A 22,462-nucleotide genomic window follows, 5' to 3' on the forward strand; every position below is an offset into this window, starting at 1 on the left:
CCGTCCCGGCGAGGGACCTTGCGCCCGGTCAGCGCCGAGAAGCGCTCGCCGTGGCGTTCGTCGAGGCCGTGGCCGCGCGGAGGAGGTCGTGCAGGGCGTCGAGTGCCGACTGCATGCGTGCCGGGTCGGGGTCGGCCAGCTCCTGGAAGACCAGCCCGTCGAGCGTGGCGAACACAGCGTGGTCCAGGCCCGGAACGTCGGCCAGCCCGATGCGCGCGAGCTCGCGGCGAGTGGCGTCCCGGTAGGTCTCGTAGAGGCCGGCGACCAGCGGCCGGAGCTCGGGTCGCCGGCGACTCTCCAGGATCAGCTCGTACTGGAACGCCTGGCCGTCGGCATCGCTGGTCGCCATCTCGACCAGGGTCCGGGCGAAGTCGTCGATCGAGCCGGTGCCGGACTCGAGCGTCGAGCTGTCCAGGCTCCGCTCGAGGACGTACCTCAGGGCTTCGGCGATCAGGTTGTCCCGGTTGCCGAAGTGGTGGCTCACCAAGCCGTGGGTGACGCCAGCCTCCTCGGCGACGACCCTGTTCGTCACCTTGCGCAGGCCCGCGCGGGCGACGACGCGAATCGTCGCTTCCAGGAGCGCCTCGCGACCGCCGCCGTACTGCACGGCGCGGGATGACTCGTTGCTCATGGTGCTCCTCGGGGTCGCCTCCAACCTATCGAACGCTCGACGAGGGAAGGCGCCGTGAGAGCCGACCTGTCCGAGCCTGAAACTTGCCACTTGACAAGTTTAGTGTGATCCGGATTACTTGTTCCCAAGAACTTTCCACTTGGATAGTTTCGACCCTGGGATCAACCTCAGCGAGGTACACATGTCTGTCGCCGAACCCACCGGGCCCACCACGACATTGCGCAAGGACGCCGTCGGCGTGGTCGGGATCCTCTTCTTCGTCCTCTCTGCCCAAGCACCCCTGACCGGCATCGTCGGCGCAGCCGCTCTCGCGGTCGCCCTCGGCAACGGTGCCGGCGCGCCGGGCGCCTACCTGCTCGTGGGCCTCGTCATCATCCTGTTCGCGGTCGGCTTCACCACGATCACCCGGTACGTCGACAGCGTCGGCGGCTTCTACGCGCTCATCCGTGCGGGGCTCGGCGTGAGCATGGCTCGCATCGGGTCGTGGCTGGCGCTCATCACCTACAACACGATCCAGGCCGCGATGTACGGACTGTTCGGGGCCACGACCAGCGCCCTGATCGACCGGTACCTGCACGTCGACGTGGCGTGGTGGGTGGTGGTGCTGGCCACCGTTGCCCTCGTCTACGCCTTCGGTCGCCGCAACATCGAGGTGGGGGCGCGAGTGATGGCGGTGCTGGTGAGTGCCGAGGTGGCCATCCTGCTGGCCTTCGCCATCGGCGTCATCGTGCGGGGAAGTGCGCCCCAGGGCTTCGACATCGCCGCCAGCTTCGGCCCCGACGCCATCGTCGCGGGAGCACCGGGCATCGCCGTGCTGTTCGCGATCGCGTCGATGTTCGGCTTCGAGTCGACGGCGATCTACGCCGGCGAGGCCCGGGACCCCCAGCGCACGGTTCCACGCGCGACCTATCTCTCGGTGAGCCTCATCGCGGTCTTCTTCGCCTTCATCATGTGGGTCGCCATTTCCTACTACGGGGCGGGCGGTGCCCAGGAGGCCGCGCTCGGCACCCTCGCCACGGACCCTGGCGACTTCGTCCTCGTCCCGATCGGTGCCGTGCTCGGCGGCTGGGCGGCGGACCTGACCTCCGTGCTGCTGTGCACGTCGTTGCTCGCCGGCTTGCTGGCCTTCCACAACATCGTGAACCGGTACCTGCACGCCATGGCCGAGCACGACGAGCTGCCGCGGCAGCTGTCCCGCACCAATCGCCACCAGGCTCCGGCCGTCGCGGCCGCAGCCCAGTCGGTCACCGTCGTCCTGGTCATGGCATGGTTCATGATCGGCGACAAGAACCCCGTGGCGACGTTGTTCGGGTGGCTCAGCGGCACGGCCGTCGCGGCCCTGGTCGTCCTCTACGTGCTCGTCTCCGTCTCGATCATCCGGTACTTCCGGTCCCACCGCGTGCACGCCAACCTGTGGACGACAGCCGTGGCCCCCGCCGTCTCCGTGGTGCTGATGCTCGGCGAGCTGTACATCATCGTGAAGAACTTCCAGACCCTCACGGGTGGCAGCGCGACCACGTGCGCCGTCCTGCTGTGGTCCGTCCCGGCGGTGACGCTTCTCGGGTGGATGGTCTCGACGGCCTTCAGGCGTCGAGCCCACGGCGTCGTCGGCACCGCCGTCGAGACGGCGGCCTGAGATGACCTTCCAGGTCGCGATCGTCGGGAGCGGACCCGCGGGCTGCTACACGGCCCAGGCCCTCCTGAGGACCTTGCCGGGAGTTCGGATCACCCTCGTGGAGCGGCTTCCCGTCCCGTACGGCCTGGTGCGGTACGGCGTCGCGGCCGACCACCAGGGCACCAAGGCCGTCACCCGGCAGTTCGACCGCGTCCTCGGGCACCCGGACGTCACGTTCGTCGGCAACGTCGAGGTCGGTGCGGACGTCAGCCTCGAGGTCCTGCGCTCGCAGTTCGACGCGGTCGTCATCGCCACCGGGCTGTGCCGCGACCGACGCCTCGGGATCGCGGGCGAGGAGCTGCCCGGCGTGATCCCGTCCGGCTGGCTGACCCGGTGGGCGAACGGACATCCTGATGCGACCCACGCACGCCCCCGCCTCGGCCGTCGTGCGGTGGTGATCGGCAACGGCAACGTCGCCATCGACGTCGCCCGCCTGCTCGCGAAGGCGCAGGACGAGTTCACGGGCAGCGACCTGCCGGGCGAGGTGGCCTCGGCACTGGTGGCCGCCGATGTCGGCGAGGTCGTCATCGTCGGACGCGGTACGGCCGACGAGGCCCGGTTCGACCCGGTCATGGTCAAGGAGCTGGCCCAGGTCGCGGGAGCGACGTTCGACGTCCCGGAGTCCTCGAGCGCCTCGGCCAGCCCCCGGTCCGACGCACTACGGCACCTCGCGGACGACCAGCGACGCGGCAACCGGGTCGTGGTGCGGTTCCGGTTCGGGTGGACGCCCTCGCGGATCGAGGGAGAGGACCGGGTCGAGAAGGTCGTCTTCGCCGACCGGACCGGCACGGAGCACTCCGTCGCCACCGACACGGTCGTCTCGGCGATCGGATTCACCGGCCCGGCCCCTCTCGTACCGGACGGTGCCCGGGTCGAGGACGGACGGCTCGGGACCGGACTGTACGCCGTGGGCTGGGCCCGCCGCGGCCCGCGCGGAACGATCCCGGACGCCCGGACCGACGCCCGCCTCGTCGCTGAGGTGGTCGCCGGCGACCTCGGCGCGCAGCACCGGCCGACGAGCCGGAGCGAGCCGCATCGGTGCTTCGCCGCGCTGCCCGCGACGGATCTCGAGGGCTGGCAGGCGATCGATCGCTACGAACGGGCCACCGCTGCCCACGGCCGCGTCCGCAACAAGGTCACCGACAGGCGCGCGCTGCTCCAGCTGGCGCGCCCCCGCCTCAACCACCTCCAAGGAGAACCAGCATGAGCATCGACGTCCTGTACGGAACCGAGTCAGGGAACGCCGAGATGGCGGCCGAGGAGATCGCCGCTGCGGTCGCCGACGCGCGGTCCCTCGACCTCCAGGACCTCGACCCCGACGACCTGTCCGCATCCACCGTCTACCTGGTGCTCTGCTCCACCTACGGCGACGGCGAGCTGCCTGCCTCCGCCCAGCCGTTCGTGGACGGCCTGCAGGCGCAGAAGCCCGACCTGACCGGAGTCCGCTATGCGATCTTCGGCCTCGGCGACAGCAGCTACGCCGAGTCCTACAGCCTCGGTGGGAACCGGCTGGCGGAGTGCCTCGACGCCCTGGGGGCCGAGCGCTTCGGGGACTTCGGCCGCCACGATGCGTCGAGCAGCGAGGACCTGGTCGCCTCGGCGATCGCGTGGGCCCGAGCTGTCCTTGCCGACGCAGCCGTCGCGGCGGCGTGAGGTGTGGCGATGACGACCCTGCAGCCCACCACCGACCCGCTGCCGTACCTGACGCAGGCGTACCGGACGGATCCCTACCCGTTCTACGCCGCGCTCCGTGCCCAGCATCCCGTCCACCGCCATCCCGACGGCTTCTGGGCGATCACCTCGTACGACGCCATCCGCCACCTGCTCTACGACCGCACGCTCGGCGTCGCCGAGCTCGACTACGGCCCCGCAGGCCCCCTGCACGACAGCATGCTGGGTGCCGACGCGCCGAAGCACACCCGCGTACGACGGACCCACAGCCGGTGGTTCACGCCCAGGGCCGTGAAGACCTGGACCGACATCACGCGCGCCGAGGTGGACGCCCGGCTCGAGGTGGTCGCAGCGGGTTCGCGGACCTTCGACGCCGTCCACGACCTGGCCTTCCCCGTCACCTTCGCGACCATCAGCCACCTGCTCGGCGTCCCCGACACCGACGGGGCCAGGGTGCGACAGGCGACGTACGACATCGGCAAGAGCCTCGGTCTCGCGCCGACCGAGGAGGAGGCCGCCGGCACCGCGGCGGCGTTCGACTGGTTCGTCGGCCACATCGAAGGCCTGATCGCGGACAAGCGGCGCCAGCCCGGCGACGGACTGCTGGATGCCTTCCTCGCCTTCGAGGACGAGGGCACGATGTCGCACGACGAGGTGATCGCGTCGACCACCCTGCTGTTCGCCGTGGGGCACCTGGACATCACCTACCTGATCGCCCACGGCATCGAGCTGATGGCGGAGCGACCCGAGATCTTCGACGACTACCGCAACCGGCCCGAGCTGCGCGAGGCGATCGTCAACGAGACGCTCCGGCTGGACACGCCCGAGCAGTTCGTCGTCCGCACCACCACGCAGCCGATCACCCTCGACGGGGTCGACATCCCCGCAGGGGAGGTGCTGGTGCTGTTCATCGGTGCCGGCAACCGCGACCCACTCGTCTTCGCCGAGCCGGACACCTTCCGGCTCGACCGCGACGTCGACCTCAGCAAGCACCTCGCGTTCGGCGGCGGCATCCACGGGTGTGCCGGTCAGGTGCTCGCCCGCGCCGAGGCCCACGTGGTCTTCGGCGCACTGACCGAGCGGTTCACGGCTCTCGAGCTGGCAGGCCCGGTGGACCACAACCACTCCGACTTCATCCGCTCCATCACCGCACTTCCCATCACGGTCCGCTGACCGGGCCCGACCCAGGAGACCCCTGTGACCATCCAGACCGACGAGCTCCGCTCGACCCCCTTCTCGCCGCGCTTCCCCGAGTCGACGGGCGAGGTGATCGACGTCTACGGCTTCGCAGTACCGCTCTGGTACACCGATCCCGACACCGAGTACGACGCCATCCGCAACCGCGTCGCACTGCTCGAGTTCTCCATGCTCTACAAGTGGGACCTCGTGGGACCCGACGCGCTCGCCGTCGCGGACGCGGTCTTCTCCCGCAACCTGCGCGAGCTCGGTCCGCGACGCATCGCCTACGGCGTCGTGGTCACGCCGAACGGCTACATGCTCGACGACGTCACCGCGGCGGTGCTCGGCGCCGACCACGTCCGGGTCATCGGCGGCAACCCGGCCACCGGCGAGGCGCTCGAGGCCGCCGGCGCCGGACACGACGTCCACGTCGCCGAGATCCGCGACACGCTGGCCGTGCTGTCGGTGCAGGGACCCCACAGTCGGGCGCTCCTCCAGCGCCTGACCGACCGTGACATGTCCAACGAGGCCTTTCCCTACTACACGTTCGACCCCGCGATGGAGGTCGCAGGCATCCGCGCGCACGTCAACCGCATGGGCTTCACCGCCGAGCTCGGCTACGAGGTCATGGTGCCGGTGGAGCGAGCCCTCGAGCTCTGGGACGCATTCCTCGCGGCCGGACCGGACCTGGGCGTGCAGCCGGCGGCGGCGGCCGCGCTCATGCAGGCGCGTGTCGAGGCCGGGATGATCATGGGCGAGCTCGAGTACGACGAGACCAGCACGCCCTTCGAGTGCCGGATGGGCTGGGCCGTCGACCTCGACAAGGCCGACTTCCAGGGACGAGCGGCGCTGCTCGCCCACAAGGACGCCGTCCGGACCCGGGTCGTCTCGGTGACCCTCGACTGCGACCCCGATGCCGCCGACGGGGCCCGGCTCCTCCGTGACGGGGCGGACGTCGGCTTCGTCACGATGGCGGTGCCGTCGCCGGCCCTCGACGGTGCCACGCTCGGGCTGGCCCGCGTCGCCGCCACGGCCGCGAGGATCGGCACCGAGCTCGACCTCCCCGGCGGCAAGGCCGTCGTCGTCCGCACGCCTGTCCACGACCCCGAGCGCAACCGCGTGCGGAGCTGAGGAGGACTTCCATGAACCGCTACGTGCTCACCCTGCGGTGCCCCGACCAACCCGGCATCGTCCGTGCCTTCGCCGACGGCGTCGTCAACGTCAAGGGCAATATCGTCGACAACCAGCAGTTCACCGACCCCGACACCGGCACCTTCTGCCTGCGCGCCGAGTTCGAATCGCCCGAGACGAGCGCCGAGGTGGTGCGCCGGAGCGTCGACGACGCGTTGGCCGGCTTCGACCCGGTCATCGGCCTCCGGGACGCGGACCATCGTCGCCGCGTGCTGGTGATGGTCTCGAAGTTCGACCACTGCCTCGTCGACCTGCTCTACCGCCACCGCACCGGTGAGCTGCCGGTCGACATCCCGGTCATCGTGTCGAACCACCTCGACCTCGCGCCGATCGCGGCACAGGCCGGCATCGAGTTCGTCCACCTGCCGGTCGCCAAGGACACCAAGGCGCAGGCGGAGGCGGACCTGCTCGCCCTCGTGGAGCACCACCGGATCGACGTCGTCGTCCTGGCCCGCTACATGCAGGTGCTGTCCGACGACCTGTGCGGCAAGCTCTCCGGGCGGGTCATCAACATCCACCACTCCTTCCTGCCGGGCTTCAAGGGCGCCAAGCCGTACCACCAGGCCCACGCGCGGGGCGTGAAGCTGATCGGGGCGACCGCCCACTACGTCACCGCGGACCTCGACGAGGGCCCGATCATCGAGCAGGACGTCCACCGGGTGAGCCACGCCTACACCGCCGACCAGCTCGTCGCGCTGGGCCGGGACGTCGAGCGCACCGTGCTGTCGCGGGCGGTACGACGGCACGCGGAGGACCGCGTGCTGCTGGTCGGCGCGCGCACGGTGGTCTTCGCATGAGCGCGCGCATCCTCGACGGTGTCGCGACCGCCGCCGCGATCAAGGCCGAGCTCTCCGGCCGCGTGGAGAAGCTTCGCGAGAACGGCGTCGTCCCCGGGTTGGGGACGATCCTCGTGGGGGACGACCCCGGGTCGGCCTGGTACGTCGCCGGCAAGCACCGCGACTGTGCGGAGGTGGGCATCCACTCGATCCGGGTCGACCTGCCTGCCGATGCCTCCCAGGCCGCGGTCGAGGAGGCGGTCCTGCGGCTCAACGCCGACCCGGCCTGCACCGGCTACATCGTGCAGCTGCCGCTCCCTGCGCACATCGACGAGAACGCCGTCCTCGGTCTCATCGACCCCGAGAAGGACGCCGACGGCCTCCACCCCACCAACCTCGGCTGGCTCGTGCTCGGCCGACGGGCTCCGCTGCCGTGCACCCCGAACGGGATCGTCGAGCTCCTGCGCCGCTACGGCCTGGACCTCGACGGCGCCGAGGTGGTGGTCGTCGGTCGTGGCGTGACGGTGGGAAGGCCGCTCGGACTCCTCCTGACCCGGCGTACGGAGAACGCGACGGTCACGCTGTGCCACACCGGGACCCGGGACCTCGCGACGCACACCCGGGCTGCTGACGTCGTGGTCGCGGCAGCGGGGGTGCCGGGGATCATCGGCCCGGACATGGTCCAGGCCGGCGCCGTCGTCCTCGACGTCGGTGTCTCGCGGACCGCAGACGGCAAGATCGCGGGCGATGTCGCAGGAGGGGTCCACGACGTCGCCGGCTGGGTCTCGCCGAATCCCGGCGGCGTCGGACCGATGACGAGGGCCATGCTGCTGAGCAACGTCGTGGAGGCCGCCGAGACCCGTTTGACGCACGCCGCGACAACGCACTCGTGACGACGACACATCTCTCGTATTGCACCAGTTACGTTCCTGCGACAGCGACAGCGATGGCGGCGGAGGTGGCGTCCGTGGTGACGCGGCCGCTCTCGCACCGGCGCACCTCCGCTGGACACCGCCGCGGAACGCCGGACGACTCAGGGAGTCGTCACTGCCGCCGGGGTGGCCTGCTCGGACGGCGCCGGTGCCTCCTCGGTCGCGGGCTCGGTCCCGGCCGTGGGCGTCGGGTCGAGCGGCTCGGTGGTCCCCGACGGCTCCGCGGTGGGCGGGGCGGTCGACTCCGGCGTCGGCGCGGGTGTCGGCTCGCTGCTGCGCGACTTGTGCGGGCGAGGCGTCGCCTCCCCCGTCGGCTCGTCGCCCTCGTCCGCGCCGTCGCTCGTCGCCGTCGGCAGGTCCGTGGCCGGGCCGCCCCGCCGGGTGAGCTCACGCAGCAGCGCGCGGGCAGCGGCCTCGATGTCGCTCGCGGCCGCGCCGTCGAGGTCACCCGTCTCCTCGAAGCGCCGGACATCGGCGATCAGCTGCCGCAGTAGCCGCTGTGCGGCGGGATACCGCCGCGCGGCCATCGCGTCGTCGACCTCGGCGAGCGCGGCCGCGAGCGCGGGTACGTCGTCGGCCGCAGACCTCGCCTCCGTCGTACCGCATCCCGCGAGGAGGCCTGCGAGGAGCGCGGTGGCGAGCGCCCGGGCGAGACGGGTACGCCGGCTCATCGTGGCTCCTCGATCGCGTCGTGCAGCTCCTGCAGGGGCTGCTGGTACCGCTCGGGCACGTTCGCGGGGACCTCCGTGCCCCCGCGCGTGGGCTCGGGGTCGCCCGACGGTCGGAGGAGGAGGAGGACGAGGGCGGCGGCGACCGCCACGACGACCAGGGCCGCCACGAGGAGCCACCGGCGCCGCGGGCCGCGATGCGCGGCCGCACGGCCGCCCTCCGCGGGGGCCGCTGCGGAGCCGTCCGTCGTGACCGCGAGCGGCTGGGTGCTCTCGCCGGGGTCGGGCAGGGCGGGGACGGTCCCGGTGGCGATGGCGGCGGTCGCGGCGGCCACGTCCTCGGCGGTGGGCCTGGCGGCCGGGTCGCGGGCGGTCATCGCCGTCAGCAGGTCCCGCCAGGGGCGCGGCAGCGACACGGGCATGGGCGGCGACGCGACGAGCCGCTGCACGGCGGTCTCGAGAGGGGCGCCGGGGAAGGCCCGCTCCCCGGTGAGGGCCTCCAGCAGCACCAGGCCGAGCGAGTAGACGTCGGCTGCCGAGGTGACGGCCTCGCCCGCGGCCTGCTCGGGCGCGAGATAGGCAGGGGAGCCGATGGTCTCCCCGGTCCGGGTGTGCTGCTCGAGGTCGCCGGCGAGACGGGCGATGCCGAAGTCGGCGAGCAGCGCCCGCGAGTCGCCACACAGCAGCACATTGCTCGGCTTCACGTCCCGGTGGGTGACGCCCTGGGCATGCGCGTAGGCAAGGGCGGCGGCCACCTGCGTCCCGATCTCGGCGACCGTCTGCGCCGGCAGGGCGCCGGCCGCGAGCTGCGCGGCGAGGGTCGGGCCTTCCGCGAGGGTCATCACGAGATAGGGCCGGTCGGCGCGGATGCCGGCGTCCAGGAGGGTGACCAGGCCCGGGTGGTTCAGCCGGGCCAGCAGCTGGGCCTCCGCGATGAAGCGGGCGCGCAGGACGGGATCCTCGACCTCGCGCAGGACCTTGACGGCGACCTCGCGCTGGAGCAGCTCGTCGGTCGCCCGGAAGACGTCGGACATCCCGCCGTGCCCCAGCTCGTCGAGCAACCGGTAGCGGTCGTCGAGAACGATGACCGAATCGCTGCTCATGGGGGAGCAGTACCCGGGGAGTGCCCCGTTCAACGACCGAGTGGGCCATCGCACCTCGGGGCGTTTGAGACCTCTCGCGGGGGTACCACCACCGCCAGCAGGGCGTTCGTCGGGGACGATGCGCGCCGTGTCAGGTTCCGGCGGGTGGTGGGCCAACCGGCCCGCCGGAACCGAGCTCGAGGTTGCGGCGCAGCGCCAGCACGGCGATGTCGTCGCTGCGGTCGGGGTCGCGCATCCGCTCGAGCAGCTCGTCCAGGAACGGTTCGAGCGGGGCGGAGGCGGGGTGGTGGGCCGCGCTCACCTCGGCCAGCCGGGCGAACCCCGCGTCGATGTCCTCGGTACGACGCTCGACGAGCCCGTCGGTGAAGCACAGCAGCGTCGTGCCCGGGTCGAGCGTCGCGGTGGTCGCCTCGAACGCGGCCACCCCGGCGCCGAGCGGAGGACCGGTCCGGACCGGCAGGAAGGCGGTGGCGCCGTCGGCGGACACCGCCAGCGGCGCCGGATGGCCGGCGCTGGCGATGGTGAGCTCGCCGGTGCGCCAGTTCCCCGTGCCGGCGAGGACGGTGACCATGTGGCCGTCGACGGCGATGTCGAACTGGTGGGCACACTTCTCCAGCGCGGCCGCGGGGCTGTCGCCGTCCATCAGGTAGGCGCGGAGCGTGAAGCGCGCCCGCGCCATCTCCGCGACGGCGTCGATGCCGTGCCCCGACACGTCGCCGACGACGAACGCGAACTCGTCCCCCTCGGCCTCGACGACGCTGTACCAGTCGCCTCCGATGTCGATGCCCTGGGCGCCGGCGACATAGGTCGCCGCGATGTCGAAGCCGGGCACCTGCGGGAGCGTCCGGGGCAGCAGCGCGCGCTGCAACCGCACGGAGAGCTCACGTTGTTCGTCGTACAGGCCCTCGACGCGGCGGTAGAGCGAGGTGATGGTCCGGGTGTCCGCCTCGGCGCGTTCGCGGGACCGGAGCAGGTGACGGGTGAGGAGCAGCGCCAGCAGCGTGGCCAGGGGGCCGCCCAGGCCGAGCAGCCACGGGAGCTGCCAGCCCAGGTCGCTGCCCAGGTGCTCGCGGGGACGCGTCACCAACCTCAACACGTCGTCGCCGAAGGGCACGGTCGTGGAGTAGGTCAGCCCGTCGAGCGGCAGCGTCGAGGGCTCGACGTCGGTCATCACCATGTCCTCGGTCCGGGTGCCGTCCCCGAGGTAGAGCGCGTAGTCGAGGCCGGCGAACCCGGAGTCGGCGTCGACGGGGCTCTGGCGGTTCCTCGGCACGGTGCGCCCGGCGAACACCACGAACCGCGACGCCGGGTCGGCGAGCACGAAGACGATGCGGATCTGCTTCCCGACCGTGCTCCAGTCCACGGCCATCGTCCGTGCCCTCAGCGAGCGGGCGACGAGTCTCTCCGCTCGCGCACTGGGTGCGGCGATGCCCGGCCGGCCGCCGACCGCCGCGACCTGGCTCAGGCCCTTGGGTCCCCGCCGCCACAGCGCTCCCACCTGGAACAGCTGGTCGGTGCCGATGTTGCGGCTGAACCGCTCCTCGAACACGGTGCGAAGGCGCCGGGGCAGCACGCTGGCGGCAACGTCGAGCGCGGACGAGAGAGGCTCCTGCAGGCCCATCGTCGCGGCCTCCAGGACGGCGGCGGCCTGGTCGGTCTGGACCTGCAGCAGACGCTCCTCGTTGCTCCGGTCCGTGCGCATGGCCAGCACCACGCTCAGTGCGGTGGTGACCAGGCCGAGGATCACGATCGCCGCGGACACGCGGTCGCGGCGTCGGTCGGGGCTGGACGGCTGATCGGACTCGCCGGCCGTCACGGCGCGGGGTCCTCCTCGACCTCGAAGAGCTGCTTGAGACCCACGACCTCGAGGAGCCGGCGGGTTCCGGGACCCAGCGACCGCAGGGTGAGCAGCTTGCCCGTGTCGATGGCGTGGCGGCGGATCTGGAGGAGGATCCCGAGCCCGCCGGAGTCCATGAAGGTCACGCCGGCGAGGTCCAGCCTCAGGTGCTCGTGCTGGTCCAGGCCGGTCAGGGCGAGCCCGAGGAGGTCGTCGCTCGCGGCGATGTCGATCTCTCCCGAGACCTGGATCTGCCAGGTGGGGCCCAGCGCGGAGGCGGTGAGCTGCGTCATCAGCGTTCCTCGCTCGCGACTGCTGGTGGTGCTCGGCCGCTGCTGGACCGTCGTCAGACCCTACTGCACGAGCCGGCCGCAGACGCTAGATTCGTGGGCGAGCAGCGACCGGGACGAGCCGGCCCGATGCTCCACACGTGGTTGGGGGTGCGGCATGGCCGACGTCGTCCATGCGTTCGCAGTGCCCATCCATCCGTCGTCCGTCGGACTGGCGCGCACCGAGCTGCGCGACGTGCTGCGCCCGGCGGCCCAGCCCGTCGCGCTCGTGGAGGACGCCGTGCTGGTCCTCTCCGAGCTGGTCGCCAACGCGCTCTCCCACGCCCGTCCGACCCGCACCGACGACATCGGGGTCGAGGTACGGCTGGTCGGCGACCGGCTGCACGTGGCGGTCACCGACGGAGGATCCGACAGCGTGCCCGAGATCGTCCCGGGCCCGGGTGTCCGCCCGAGCGGGCGAGGCCTGTTCCTCGTCGACGCGCTCAGCGACCGGTGGTGGTGGGAGCCGGCCGAGCACGGTCGCACCGTCCGCGCCGAGCTGCGCTGCCCCGCCGCGGCCGAGTGAGGCCGCGCGACCGTGTGAGGCTCGGTCCGGACGCACGAGGCCCCACCCGGCTCGGGATGTCCGGGTGGGGCCTCGCTCTGTGCGCCTGGGTCGGTCGGTGCGCCGGTCAGTAGGTGCGGCGGTCGACCACGTCGTCGCGACGCCGCCACGGCGGTGCGTACATCAGCGAGACGACGATGGCGATGATGCCGGCGACGATGAGGATCGTGCCGAGCGCGCCGTCGTTGATGAAGTCCAGGTCGACGGTGATGACGTCGAGCGCGAGGATGAGCCCCAGGACCAGCAGGACGATTCCGAGTCCGATGTACATGATGGTTTCCCCCTTGGTGTTCAGGTCAGCGCGAGGACCAGCGCCGCGGCGATGGCCAGGATGGCGAGGACCAGGACCAGGCCCGACGTCTCGTCGGTCTCGGTCGGTCCCGGATGGTGGTGCTGGACGGTCATCGTGTTCCCCCCTCGGAGCCGGTTGTCTGCCGGCGGACGTCCGGTACCCGGCGTCGTGCGCGACATTCACCGGCAGCACGTCGACGGTGGACCAGCGGATCCGATGGGTCTGGAATCGCGAGATCGGGGCACCTCGTCGCTGGCCGGCGCCGGCGACCCGCCACCCACCCCTGGGGGCGTCGGCGGCCGGCCGCCCAACGGGGGGCCGGCCGCCCCCTCATCGGGGGGTGAGGGGGCGGACCTGGGCGGACGTGAGCGGATCGGCCGCTCAGTGCATCGCCGACCGCGCCGCGTCGCGCACCTTGTCCACGAGCCCGGCCAGCGGGCCCACCGCGGCATTCAGCACGGCCGACTCGCCGACGGCTGGATGCGGGTGCGTGGGCGCGATCTGCTCCGCCGCCTTGAGCGCGGCGGCCATCTTCTCGAGCTCCGCCGGGCCGGCCTCGGCCAGCAGCAGCGGGAACTCCTGCTCCTCCTCGTTCCTCGCGTGCTCCGTCACCATCCCTCGCAGGCGGGCGATGCCGGTCTCGAAGTCGGGCGACGTGGTGTCCATGCCGTCGAGGGAGGACAGCAGCTCCTTCGCCTCGTGCTCCTCCTCCTGACGGGCCTCGACCACGTCGCCGCCGCCGTACCGGGTCACGTTCGGGTGGGTCACGATCTCCTCGGCCGCCTCGTGCACCGACAGCATGCGCCGCAGCTCGGCGAAGGCGCGGGCCCTCGCCTCACCGGCGGTCGTCTGGACCTCGTCGAAGAGCTTCTCGATGTGGCGGTGCTGGTCGGTCAACATCTGCACGACGTTCTTCGTCGCCGTCATCTCCACCTCCAGGGGTGCGGGTTCCGTACGCCGGCGGTACCCGACCCGGCGTACGGAAACCGATCCCCGCTCAGCGCGCGCCGAGGCTCGCCAGCACCCGCTCCGCTGCCTGCTGGCCCGAGGCCGCGGCGTCGGCCAGCGAGGGCATGTCGAGAAGGTAGTCGCCCGCCAGGTGCACCGGGCCGAGCGGCTCGCGCAGGGTGGCCAGCGTGGCCCGGCCCCCCGGCGCCCAGAACGGTACGACGCGCGGGTGGCGCCGCAGGATGCCCGGCTCCACCTTGCCCTCGAGCTCGGGGTAGAGGCGCAGCAGGTCGGCGGTGAACCGCGCGACGATCTCCTCGTCGCCGAGCTCGAAGAGCCGGTCGGCCTCGGCGCCGCCGGCGAAGCAGGCCAGCGCGCCCCCGGGCTTGCGCACGCCCCGGCGCAGAGCGGCGGCGTGGTTGAAGACCGCCTGGAAGGAGAGCCCGGGCGTCGAGACGGCGAGGAAGTCGTCCCACCGCTGCGGGCCCTCCTCGTGGGTGAAGAAGCCCACCACGACGTACCGCCCGTAGTGGATGGCCTCGAAGGCCGTCCGGTGGTCCGGGGGGAGGCCGGGCATGATCTTCACGGCGATGTCCGCGGGGACGGCGACGATCGCCCGCCGGGCGCGGATCCGCGCCGGTCCGGCGGCGTCCTCGTAGTCCACGACGACGCCGTCCTCGGTCCACTCGACCGTGTGCACCGGCGAGCCGAGCCGGACCCGGTCTCCGAGGTCGGCCGCGAGGATGTCGGTCAGGGTCTGGTTGCCGCCCTCGGGGAGGGTGAGGTTGTCGACCTTCTCGGGGTCGGTGAGCAGGATGCCCATCGAGAAGACGAACTGGGTGGCGGCGGTCTCCTCGGGCTCGCAGCCCATCCACTGGCCCGACCAGGACCGCACCATCTCGCGGGCGAGTTCGGACCTCACACCGCGCAGCACGAAGTCGGCACGCCGGTTGTCGAGCTTGGCCCGGACCCGGTTGGCCCACCGGTTGTCCGGGCTCATCTCGAGGAAGGGCACGTTGGCGAGGATGCGGGTGCCGACGGCCGCGAGGCCGAGGCGGTCGCCCCAGGTCATCTTCGAGCGGAACATCAGCGCGAACGGGTTGGAGGTGTCGACCTGCTTGCCGCCCAGCGACAGGGCGACCGACTTGCCCTCGAGGGTCCCGAGGTGGACCCGGTGCCGGTGGAGCGCGTCGATGAGCGGTCCCGTGCCCTCGGTGAACTGGGTGCCCACGTTGATCCAGTAGTCGCCCTTGCGGACGGTGTCGACGCGGCCGCCGGCCCGGTCGCTCGCCTCCAGGACTACGACGTCACGGTCGGCCAGCGTGGTCGCGGCCATCAGCCCGGCCATGCCGGCGCCGATGACGACGACCTCGTGGGTCTCCTCGCGGACCCTGTCCGGGGTCGTGTCCTTGCGTGTCGTGGCCATGCTGCTCAGCTCGCCTTCGTGATGGTGGGGGTGCGGTCCAGCGCTCCGGAGATCGAGGCGACGAGGCGCTCGGTCGCCTTCCGGCAGCTCGGGCTGACCGCGGTGTAGGAGAGGTAGCCGTGGACCAGGCCCGCCTCGCGGTCCACCTGCGCCGGGACGCCGGCCTCGAGGAGGGCCGTCGCGTAGGCCAGCCCGTCGTCATGGAGCGGGTCGAAGCCGGCGAGGTTGACGATCGCAGGAGCCAGCCCCTCGAGGGAGGACGCCCGGTAGGGGGACACCCGCGGGTCCGCGACGTCGGTCCCGGCAGGGAGGTAGTTCTCGACGAACCACGCGACCTGCTTGGCCGACAGGGCCGGGGAGGCGGCGAACTCGTCCTGCGAGGGCCGGTGGTCGACGAGGTCCGTCACCGGCTGGATGAGGACCTGCAGCATCGGCTGCACGGCCTCTCCTCGCACCTGCTGGCACAGGACGGCGGCGATGTTGCCGCCGGCGCTCTCGCCCGCGACGACGACCCGGTGCGGGTCCACGCCCCACGACGCGGCGTGCTCGACGACATACCGCCAGGCGGCGAGGGCGTCGTCCTGCGCGGCAGGGAAGGGGTGCTCGGGCGCGAGCCGGTACTCCACGGACACGACGTCGGCGCCGGTGCCGTGGGCGAGCATGCGCACGGGTGCGGTGTAGCTCGCCCGGCTGCCGATGACGAACCCGCCGCCGTGGAAGAAGAGGACGAGGCCGCGCTCGGGGGTGCCGTTGCTGTAGCGCGTCGCCAGCAGGCCGTCGCCGATCGCGATCTCCTCCTCGATCGCGCACGGAGCGATCCGCGAGGCGAACAGGAGCAGGTCCCGCTCAGTCGTCGCCCGTGCCTCGACGGGCGGCAGGTCGCTGTAGTCCGGACCGGACTCCCCGAGCTTCATCAGCAGCGCGACATCGGGTGCCATGGTGTCGCCGGCCGTGTTGGTCGCCGGCCGGGCCAGCAGGCGCTGGAGCGAGGCCGGCAGACGGCTGAGGAAGACGAGCAGAGTGCGCTGCAGGCGCTGCGCCACCGTGAAGTGCTGCGTGCTCGGCGGGGTGCTCATGACGCGGCCTCGACGCTGACCAGGTGCGGCGCCTCGACGGCGCGCTTCGAGAACTGCAGGTCGCGGTGGATCAGGCGCCCCTTGAAGAGCCGGTTGTCCCGCACGAAGGTCGTGTGCATCCGCCATGGCTTGCCCGCACCCTGGCGCGGCAGCTCCGACTGGGCGCGCTGCATGTAACCCGCCGAGAGGTCGAAGAGGCTCTGGGTGGCCATCCCCTCCGGCGGGACGGGGAGTGCGGTGTCGTACCCCTTGCGGTCCATCTCGCGGATCACGTCGGCGACGAGGCGCGTGACATTGCGGATGCGCAGGGTCCAGGTCGCCTTGGTGAAGCCGAGCATCATCGCCCAGTTCGGCACTCCGGACATGAGGGCACCGTGGTAGAGCACCGTGTCGGCGACGTCCACAGGGGTGCCGTCGACGGTCGGCTTGATGCCGCCGAGCATCTGCATGACCAGGCCGGTCGCGGTGACGATCACGTCGGCCTCGAGAACCTTCCCGGAGGTGAGGAGGATGCCCTTCTCGGTGAACCGCTCGATCTGGTCGGTGGCGACGTCGGCGTTGCCGTTGCGGATCGCCTCGAAGAAGTCGCCGTCCGGGGTGGCGCACAGCCGCTGGTCCCAGGGGCTGTACGGCGGCGCGAAGTGTGTGTCTACGTCGAACCCGGCGGGGAGCTCCTTGACGGTCATGCTGCGCAGGAGCTTGCGCCCGAAGTTGGGGAACTTGACGAGAACCGTCACGAGCAAGTGGTCGCGCCAGATGTTCTTGATCCGGGTGAGGCGGTAGCCGAGCTTCTTGCCGAAGACCTTCAACAGGAACTGGGCGATCTTGTCCACCCGGGGCATCGACGCGACATAGCTCGGGGTGCGCTGGAGCATGGTCACGTGGGCCGCCGCGCCCTCGCCGTTCAGCATCGCCGGGAGCATCGTGACGGCGGTCGCGCCGCTGCCGATGATCACCACACGCTTGCCACTGTGGTCGTAGTCCGCGGGCCAGTGCTGCGGGTGCAGGATGTCGCCCTGGAAGTCCTCGCGACCCTCGAAGCGGGGCTCGAAGCCCTCGTCGTACTTGTAGTAGCCGGTGCCGCTGAAGACGAAGCCGGCCTGGACGATCTTGTGCGACTCGTTGCCGGCCTCGTCGGTCACCGTCACGTGCAGCGTCCACTGCGCGTCCTCGCTGGACCAGTCGGCAGCGGTGACGCGGTGCCGTAGGCGGAGGATCTCGTCCATCCCGAACTCGGCGATGGTCTCCTCCATGTAGCCGCGGATCAGGTCGCCCCCGGCGATCGCCTCCTCGTGCAGCCACGGCTTGAACTCGTAGCCGTAGGTGTGCACCGAGTCGTCGGAGCGGATGCCGGGGTAGCGGAAGAGGTCCCAGGTCCCGCCGACCGCGTCGCGGCCCTCGAGCAGGAGGACCTTCTTGTCCGGGAAGTCGTCCATCAGGTACTTCGTGGCGCCGATGCCCGAGAGGCCGGCGCCGATGACGACGATGTCGGCCGTCTCGGTCGGGTGGCTGGGCTGGGTCATGGTGCGCGTCCTCCTTGTGCGTGACTGTCCTGAGATCAGTCTTAGTCATCTGTTTAGGTCAGGTGCCTAAGTGTGTGTCACGCATCACCTTTCGTCAAGGCCGATCTGGGATCCGCTGCCGGGGCGGCGCCGGGGGTGTTCCGTCGAGATCGATTTGCGCGAGGTGGTTGACAGCGCACCGTGATCCCCCTCACCATCATGGTCAAGCATTTTAGTCGTGTGACTAAGACACTGACTGAGCGATCTTGAGAGGACCGAGCGCATGGCAGCAACCACGACGATCACCGCGCCACCGACGCGACCGGGGGTGGTGCGGGTCGTGAGCGAGGACGACGCCACTCCGCTGGCGCGCCTGGTCGGACGGACCCTGCAGCAGGCACTGCACTCCGGTCATGCCCAGGAGGTGCTCGAGACGACCGTCGGGACCGTGGTGGTCCGTTCCCACGACACCCCGCAGGTCGCGACCATCGCCTTCAGCGGCGGGACGATCGACGTGGCGTCCGGCGCGCAGCCGGAGCCCGGCGCGACCGTCGTGGTCGACCTGAACGCGCGCTTCGCGCTCACGCAGGAGCCTGAGGGCGACGGCGTCCTGGCGGCCGCAGCATTGCAGGCACTGACCCCGCCGGTCCCGCACTGGCGCGAGGCCGCGCGCCGCTTCTGGGCGGCCACCCGCGAGATCCCGGGCATACCGGACGTCCTGGTGGTCGAGGCGGTCGGCCCGGACGGCTCCGAGCACGACCGCTTCGGTGAGGGTACGACGACCTACGGGATCGCCGGCCCCGCCGACCTCCTCGCCGGCATCTTCAGCGGCGCCGACGACCTCCTCGTCTCCCTGGCCGCCGGCGTGCGGATCCAGGGCACCCTCTCGCAGCTGTCCGTGATGACGGCTGCCTCCTGGAAGGTCCGCTTCGATGTCTGAGACCGCCACCACCGGCACCACCGTCCGCAAGGCCGTCCGCCTCGAGGCGACGAACCACGAGGGCAGCCTGCTCGGCAAGAACGTGTCGCCGGCGAAGTTCGAGGCCGGCAAGGAGAGCGGCTTCGCATTCGCCGACATCCTGTTCGCGATCGACCTCGGCAACGAGATCGTCTTCGGCGACGCCTTCCCCGAGTGGCGCGGCAACCTCTACGACATCGCGATGGTCCCGGACCTGACCACTCTCGTCGAGTGGAAGCCGGGCCTGGACTCGGTGATCGGCGACTACTGGCTCAAGGATGGCAGGCCGGTCCCGATCTGCCCGCGCAACCTCGTCAAGGGGCTCGTGGCCCGACTCGCCGGCCATGGCTACACCGCCACCGCCGCTGTCGAGATCGAGGCGACCCTCTTCGAGGAGTCCGTCCAGGAGGCCCGCGCGCGGGGCTACCGCGACCTCACTCCGCTGGGCGGCAGCACCGGGGCGACGTACCACCTGGCCAGGTCCAGCGACTGGGTCTCCTACATGGAGGCCGTGGTCGACCGTCTCGACGAGGTGGGCATCGGCTGGGAGGCGTGGACCGACGAGGCGGCGCCCGGCCAGACCGAGCTCAACATCGCGCCGACCGACCCGGTCCGGCTCGGGGACAGCTGGGCGCGCACCCGGCAGGTGATGCGCGAGGTCGCGCACGAGCTCGGTCACACGGTCTCGTTCATGGCCAAGCCCACCGCCGGCTTCGGTCAGGGCGCGCACATCAACATCTCCCTCCAGAGCGACGGGGTGAACCAGTTCTTCGCCGAGGACGGCCTCTCCGAGGTGATGGGCCACGCTGTCGGCGGCCTGCTCGCCACGATGGCGGGCGCGACCTCGATCGTGATGCCGCAGATCACGTCGTACCGCCGGCTCGTCGACCTCACCGGTCCGCCGACCACGATCAGCTGGGGCGTCAACAACAAGACCGCCGCGGTCCGTGCGATCACGGGCCACCCCAAGTATTCGAGGCTGGAGTACCGGCTGCCCGGCGCCGACGTGAACCCCTACTTCGCGATCGCCGTCGTGCTGGCCGGCGTCCTCGCCGGGATCGAGAAGCAGATCGAGCCGCCGGCGCAGGTCACGGACATGGCCTGGGCCCTGCCCGACAGCTCGGGCGTGGAACGGATCCCCGACACCATGTCGAAGGCCGGTGCCGCGCTCGCCGCCGACCCGTTGCTGCGGGAGTACCTCGGCGACGAGTTCGTCGACTTCTGGGTCGCGTCGCGTCGCTGGGAGTGGATGGAGTTCCACACCAAGGGCGGCGACCCGTTAGCAGAGCTCTCCGCGTGGGAGTCCCGGCGCTACTTCGAGTTCCCGTGAGCGCGCGCAGCGAGGCCGCACGGCGGCCGTTGATCGGCATCACCGGACGCCGCTTCCGCCTCTCCCTGATCGAGGGCTCCGACGAGAGGTACGGCGACCGGTGCATCGACACCGCGATGTCGGACTTCGCGACGCGGATCGCCGAGGCCGGCGGGCTGCCGGTGCACCTGTCCTACGACACCGACCCCGAGGCCGTGTGCGACTGGCTGACGGGTGTGGTCGTCACCGGGGGCCAGGACATGCATCCGGCCTGCTGGGGTGGCGACACGTCGGTGGTCCGCGGCATCGACCCGCGGACCAACCCGATGGTCCACGACCGCGAGCGCGACGACTATGAGATCGCTGTGGTCCGGGCGGCCCTCGACCGGGGGATCCCGGTGCTGGGCGTCTGCCGCGGCCTGCAGGTGCTCAACGTCGCGCTCGGCGGCACGCTCGTCGCGGACCTGCCGCCCGGCGCGATCAGCCACCTCTCCGCGGAGACGGCCCCCACCGACGGGACCGTCGACCACCTCGTCTCCTTCGAGCCCGGGTCCATCGTCGCCGGACTCTTCGACGGCGACGTGGTCACGAACTCCTGGCACCACCAGGCCGTGGACCGCTGCGGGGTGGGGGTCGTCGTGACCGGCCGCACTTCCGACGGCGTCGTCGAGGCGATCGAGGTGCCCGGCCACCCGGTCCTCGGCGTGCAGTGGCACCCGGAGTGGATGAAGAGCGCCGACCCGACGTTGACCTGGGTCGTCCGGGAGGCGACCCGCCTGCTCGAGAACAGGAGTCACCCGTGAGCCTCCATCCCTTCGTCGACGCCGCCCCGATGGCGGCCGACCCGACCATCCCCACCCTGACCGGGCTGTTGGCGCAGCGCGCGGCCGACTCGGGTGAGCGCGAGTTCCTCCGCTTCGGCGACTGGTCGTGGACCTTCGCCGAGATCGACGCCTGGACGTCGCGCCTCGCACACCGCCTGATCGAGGTCGACGGGGTCCGTCCCGGCGACCGGGTCGCGATCATGCTGCCCAATGTCGTGCACTGGCCGGTCGGCTGGCTCGCGGCGCTCAAGGCGGGGGCGGTCGTCGTACCGGTCAACTGCTCGTACCAGCGCGCCGACCTCGCCTTCGTCCTGCGGGACTCCGGCGCCCGCGTCGTCCTCACCGACGCCGAGCGTGTCGGCCTCGTCGCCGAGGTGGCCCGTGCGGAGGGGCTGGAGGTCGACGTGCTCGACGTCGCCGAGGACGGCTCCGAGCCCTTCCCGGCGACGGCGCCGGACCGGGTCGTCGACGCGGACACGCTGGCCAACCTCCAGTACACGTCGGGCACGACGGGCTTCCCGAAGGCGTGCATGCTGACCCACGACTACTGGGTGCGGCTGGGCTGGCTCTGCTCCGGCACGGCCGGGCTCGGCAGGGACGACGTGCTGCTGACGGCGCAGCCGTTCTCCTACATGGACCCCCAGTGGAACACCGCCGTGGCGCTCACCGTCGCTGCGCCGCTCGTCGTGCTGCCGCGATTCTCGGCGTCGACGTTCATGGCCGACGTACGACGGCACCGGGCCACCTTCGTCTACGTCCTCGGCTCGATGCCGACCCTGCTGTTCAAGCAGCCACCGGCCGACGAGGACCGCGACAACGCCCTGCGGGCGGTCTTCTGCTCGGCCATTCCGGTCGCCCTGCACGCCCAGCTCGAGGAGCGGTGGGGTGCGCCTTGGCGCGAGGTCTACGGCATGACCGAGTCGGGGATCGACCTCTACAGCGCGTTCGAGGACACCGCCTCGGTCGGGAGCGGCAGCCTCGGCCGGCCGGTGCCGACCAAACAGGTGCGCGTCGTCGACCCCGCCGACCCGGCGGCCGGCGAGGTGCCGGCCGGTGAGCCCGGCGAGCTGGTGATCTCCGGGCGGCCGATGATGAGCGGCTACTGGCACCGGCCCGACGCCACCGCGAGCACGCTGCGCGACGGCTGGCTGCACACCGGTGACCTCGTCGTACGACGGCCCGACGGCGGCATCCAGATCGTCGGCCGGATCAAGGACATGGTCCGCCGCGGTGGCGAGAACGTCGCCTGCGCGGAGGTCGAGGCCGTGCTCGAGCGCGACGACCGGGTCGTCTCGGCGGCCGTCGTCGCGGAGCCGGACGAGGTCCTGGGTGAGGAGGTCAAGGCGTTCCTCCAGCTCAGGGAGGGCGTCCGCGCCGACCGTGCCACCGCCCAGGACATCGTGACGCGGGCCGGCGCAGAGCTCGCCCGCTTCAAGGTGCCGCGGTACGTCGAGTTCGTCGCCGACTTCCCGCGCACGCCCTCCGAGCGGGTCTCGAAGCCCGCGCTCAAGGCCCGGGCTGCCGAACAGCCCGGGACCACCCACGACTTCTCTCCCCGAAGGAGCTGACC

General features: G+C 71.5%; 22 protein-coding genes. 12 read left to right on the forward strand and 10 right to left on the reverse strand.

Annotated features, from left to right (window positions below; genetic code table 11):
* Positions 1-28 precede the first annotated feature (28 nt).
* Positions 29-631: a TetR/AcrR family transcriptional regulator gene (locus AC2YHB_RS18065; RefSeq protein ID WP_179648308.1), complete on the reverse strand. Its 603-nt coding sequence runs from the start codon at positions 629-631 to the stop codon at positions 29-31.
* A 181-nt stretch (positions 632-812) separates the two neighbouring features.
* On the opposite strand from AC2YHB_RS18065, the gene AC2YHB_RS18070 reads away from it, so the two are divergent.
* Genes AC2YHB_RS18070 through AC2YHB_RS18100 form a run of 7 tightly spaced genes read left to right on the forward strand, consistent with a single transcriptional unit; the run spans position 813 to position 8,016 of the window.
* The gene (locus tag AC2YHB_RS18070; RefSeq protein WP_179648307.1) at positions 813-2,267 is read left to right on the forward strand and encodes an APC family permease; all 1,455 of its coding nucleotides are present in this window, start codon (positions 813-815) and stop codon (positions 2,265-2,267) included.
* Position 2,268: 1 nt separating this feature from the next.
* Positions 2,269-3,513: an FAD-dependent oxidoreductase gene (locus AC2YHB_RS18075; RefSeq protein WP_179648306.1), complete on the forward strand. Its 1,245-nt coding sequence runs from the start codon at positions 2,269-2,271 to the stop codon at positions 3,511-3,513.
* On the forward strand, positions 3,510-3,959 hold the full coding sequence (locus AC2YHB_RS18080) for a flavodoxin domain-containing protein (protein ID WP_179648305.1): 450 nt from the start codon (positions 3,510-3,512) through the stop codon (positions 3,957-3,959). The genes AC2YHB_RS18075 and AC2YHB_RS18080 overlap by 4 nt, the downstream gene beginning before the upstream one ends.
* A 9-nt stretch (positions 3,960-3,968) precedes the next feature.
* Positions 3,969-5,150 (forward strand): cytochrome P450, encoded by a 1,182-nt coding sequence (locus AC2YHB_RS18085; RefSeq protein WP_179648304.1) that lies wholly within the window; start codon positions 3,969-3,971, stop codon positions 5,148-5,150.
* Positions 5,151-5,174: 24 nt separating this feature from the next.
* Positions 5,175-6,287: an aminomethyl transferase family protein gene (locus tag AC2YHB_RS18090; protein WP_179648303.1), complete on the forward strand. Its 1,113-nt coding sequence runs from the start codon at positions 5,175-5,177 to the stop codon at positions 6,285-6,287.
* 11 nt (positions 6,288-6,298) lie between these two features.
* A complete protein-coding gene (purU, locus tag AC2YHB_RS18095; RefSeq protein WP_179648302.1) occupies positions 6,299-7,144 on the forward strand; it encodes a formyltetrahydrofolate deformylase in 846 nt (281 codons plus the stop codon).
* Positions 7,141-8,016 (forward strand): bifunctional methylenetetrahydrofolate dehydrogenase/methenyltetrahydrofolate cyclohydrolase, encoded by an 876-nt coding sequence (locus AC2YHB_RS18100; protein ID WP_179648301.1) that lies wholly within the window; start codon positions 7,141-7,143, stop codon positions 8,014-8,016. Before purU ends, AC2YHB_RS18100 begins: the two co-directional genes overlap by 4 nt.
* A 140-nt stretch (positions 8,017-8,156) precedes the next feature.
* Here the strand turns inward: AC2YHB_RS18100 and AC2YHB_RS18105 are convergent, their stop codons facing one another.
* The 4 genes from AC2YHB_RS18105 to AC2YHB_RS18120 all read right to left on the reverse strand — a co-directional run bounded on the left by AC2YHB_RS18105 (position 8,157) and on the right by AC2YHB_RS18120 (position 11,956).
* Positions 8,157-8,726 carry a hypothetical protein gene (locus AC2YHB_RS18105; RefSeq protein WP_179648300.1) on the reverse strand — a complete coding sequence of 190 codons (570 nt, stop codon included), beginning with the start codon at positions 8,724-8,726 and terminating at the stop codon, positions 8,157-8,159.
* On the reverse strand, positions 8,723-9,826 hold the full coding sequence (locus AC2YHB_RS18110) for a serine/threonine-protein kinase (RefSeq protein ID WP_179648299.1): 1,104 nt from the start codon (positions 9,824-9,826) through the stop codon (positions 8,723-8,725). The genes AC2YHB_RS18105 and AC2YHB_RS18110 overlap by 4 nt, the downstream gene beginning before the upstream one ends.
* Before the next feature lie 130 nt (positions 9,827-9,956).
* Entirely contained in the window at positions 9,957-11,642 is a 1,686-nt protein-coding gene (locus AC2YHB_RS18115; RefSeq protein WP_179648298.1) for a PP2C family protein-serine/threonine phosphatase, read from the reverse strand.
* Positions 11,639-11,956, reverse strand: coding sequence for an STAS domain-containing protein (locus tag AC2YHB_RS18120; RefSeq protein WP_179648297.1), 318 nt, complete (start codon positions 11,954-11,956; stop codon positions 11,639-11,641). Before AC2YHB_RS18120 ends, AC2YHB_RS18115 begins: the two co-directional genes overlap by 4 nt.
* A 154-nt stretch (positions 11,957-12,110) precedes the next feature.
* Here AC2YHB_RS18120 and AC2YHB_RS18125 point away from each other — a divergent pair, with 154 nt between their 5' ends.
* Complete coding sequence (locus AC2YHB_RS18125) at positions 12,111-12,518, forward strand: ATP-binding protein (RefSeq protein WP_179648296.1); 408 nt, start codon at positions 12,111-12,113, stop codon at positions 12,516-12,518.
* A gap of 106 nt (positions 12,519-12,624) precedes the next feature.
* Here AC2YHB_RS18125 and AC2YHB_RS18130 read toward each other — a convergent pair whose 3' ends face one another.
* The 5 genes from AC2YHB_RS18130 to AC2YHB_RS18150 all read right to left on the reverse strand — a co-directional run bounded on the left by AC2YHB_RS18130 (position 12,625) and on the right by AC2YHB_RS18150 (position 17,822).
* The gene (locus AC2YHB_RS18130) at positions 12,625-12,828 is read right to left on the reverse strand and encodes a hypothetical protein (RefSeq protein WP_036549102.1); all 204 of its coding nucleotides are present in this window, start codon (positions 12,826-12,828) and stop codon (positions 12,625-12,627) included.
* A gap of 402 nt (positions 12,829-13,230) precedes the next feature.
* The gene (locus tag AC2YHB_RS18135; protein WP_179648295.1) at positions 13,231-13,776 is read right to left on the reverse strand and encodes a hemerythrin domain-containing protein; all 546 of its coding nucleotides are present in this window, start codon (positions 13,774-13,776) and stop codon (positions 13,231-13,233) included.
* A gap of 70 nt (positions 13,777-13,846) precedes the next feature.
* Entirely contained in the window at positions 13,847-15,223 is a 1,377-nt protein-coding gene (locus AC2YHB_RS18140; protein WP_179648294.1) for a flavin monoamine oxidase family protein, read from the reverse strand.
* 5 nt (positions 15,224-15,228) lie between these two features.
* Positions 15,229-16,299, reverse strand: coding sequence for an alpha/beta hydrolase (locus AC2YHB_RS18145; RefSeq protein WP_179648293.1), 1,071 nt, complete (start codon positions 16,297-16,299; stop codon positions 15,229-15,231).
* The gene (locus AC2YHB_RS18150) at positions 16,296-17,822 is read right to left on the reverse strand and encodes a flavin-containing monooxygenase (RefSeq protein ID WP_179648292.1); all 1,527 of its coding nucleotides are present in this window, start codon (positions 17,820-17,822) and stop codon (positions 16,296-16,298) included. Before AC2YHB_RS18150 ends, AC2YHB_RS18145 begins: the two co-directional genes overlap by 4 nt.
* A 262-nt stretch (positions 17,823-18,084) precedes the next feature.
* Between AC2YHB_RS18150 and AC2YHB_RS18155 the strand changes: the two genes are divergently transcribed.
* The 4 genes from AC2YHB_RS18155 to AC2YHB_RS18170 are packed head-to-tail and all read left to right on the forward strand — an operon-like array spanning position 18,085 to position 22,460.
* Positions 18,085-18,741 (forward strand): hypothetical protein, encoded by a 657-nt coding sequence (locus AC2YHB_RS18155; protein WP_179648291.1) that lies wholly within the window; start codon positions 18,085-18,087, stop codon positions 18,739-18,741.
* Positions 18,734-20,089, forward strand: coding sequence for a glutamine synthetase family protein (locus AC2YHB_RS18160; protein WP_179648290.1), 1,356 nt, complete (start codon positions 18,734-18,736; stop codon positions 20,087-20,089). The genes AC2YHB_RS18155 and AC2YHB_RS18160 overlap by 8 nt, the downstream gene beginning before the upstream one ends.
* Entirely contained in the window at positions 20,086-20,871 is a 786-nt protein-coding gene (locus AC2YHB_RS18165) for a gamma-glutamyl-gamma-aminobutyrate hydrolase family protein (protein WP_179648289.1), read from the forward strand. Before AC2YHB_RS18160 ends, AC2YHB_RS18165 begins: the two co-directional genes overlap by 4 nt.
* Positions 20,868-22,460, forward strand: coding sequence for a class I adenylate-forming enzyme family protein (locus AC2YHB_RS18170; RefSeq protein WP_218864629.1), 1,593 nt, complete (start codon positions 20,868-20,870; stop codon positions 22,458-22,460). Before AC2YHB_RS18165 ends, AC2YHB_RS18170 begins: the two co-directional genes overlap by 4 nt.
* Positions 22,461-22,462 lie beyond the last annotated feature (2 nt).

This window comes from Nocardioides sp. SRI_004 (assembly GCF_057586415.1).

Bases quoted from the DNA above. Each gene is read 5' to 3' on its own strand.
- AC2YHB_RS18155 (WP_179648291.1), top strand. From the start codon at position 18,085: ATGGCAGCAACCACGACGATCACCGCGCCACCGACGCGACCGGGGGTG.
- AC2YHB_RS18125 (WP_179648296.1), top strand. From the start codon at position 12,111: ATGGCCGACGTCGTCCATGCGTTCGCAGTGCCCATCCATCCGTCGTCC.
- AC2YHB_RS18160 (WP_179648290.1), top strand. From the start codon at position 18,734: ATGTCTGAGACCGCCACCACCGGCACCACCGTCCGCAAGGCCGTCCGC.
- AC2YHB_RS18140 (WP_179648294.1), bottom strand. From the start codon at position 15,223: ATGGCCACGACACGCAAGGACACGACCCCGGACAGGGTCCGCGAGGAG.
- AC2YHB_RS18065 (WP_179648308.1), bottom strand. From the start codon at position 631: ATGAGCAACGAGTCATCCCGCGCCGTGCAGTACGGCGGCGGTCGCGAG.
- AC2YHB_RS18105 (WP_179648300.1), bottom strand. From the start codon at position 8,726: ATGAGCCGGCGTACCCGTCTCGCCCGGGCGCTCGCCACCGCGCTCCTC.
- AC2YHB_RS18150 (WP_179648292.1), bottom strand. From the start codon at position 17,822: ATGACCCAGCCCAGCCACCCGACCGAGACGGCCGACATCGTCGTCATC.
- AC2YHB_RS18075 (WP_179648306.1), top strand. From the start codon at position 2,269: ATGACCTTCCAGGTCGCGATCGTCGGGAGCGGACCCGCGGGCTGCTAC.
- AC2YHB_RS18100 (WP_179648301.1), top strand. From the start codon at position 7,141: ATGAGCGCGCGCATCCTCGACGGTGTCGCGACCGCCGCCGCGATCAAG.
- purU (WP_179648302.1), top strand. From the start codon at position 6,299: ATGAACCGCTACGTGCTCACCCTGCGGTGCCCCGACCAACCCGGCATC.
- AC2YHB_RS18145 (WP_179648293.1), bottom strand. From the start codon at position 16,299: ATGAGCACCCCGCCGAGCACGCAGCACTTCACGGTGGCGCAGCGCCTG.
- AC2YHB_RS18130 (WP_036549102.1), bottom strand. From the start codon at position 12,828: ATGTACATCGGACTCGGAATCGTCCTGCTGGTCCTGGGGCTCATCCTC.
- AC2YHB_RS18070 (WP_179648307.1), top strand. From the start codon at position 813: ATGTCTGTCGCCGAACCCACCGGGCCCACCACGACATTGCGCAAGGAC.
- AC2YHB_RS18080 (WP_179648305.1), top strand. From the start codon at position 3,510: ATGAGCATCGACGTCCTGTACGGAACCGAGTCAGGGAACGCCGAGATG.
- AC2YHB_RS18135 (WP_179648295.1), bottom strand. From the start codon at position 13,776: ATGACGGCGACGAAGAACGTCGTGCAGATGTTGACCGACCAGCACCGC.
- AC2YHB_RS18110 (WP_179648299.1), bottom strand. From the start codon at position 9,826: ATGAGCAGCGATTCGGTCATCGTTCTCGACGACCGCTACCGGTTGCTC.
- AC2YHB_RS18085 (WP_179648304.1), top strand. From the start codon at position 3,969: ATGACGACCCTGCAGCCCACCACCGACCCGCTGCCGTACCTGACGCAG.
- AC2YHB_RS18120 (WP_179648297.1), bottom strand. From the start codon at position 11,956: ATGACGCAGCTCACCGCCTCCGCGCTGGGCCCCACCTGGCAGATCCAG.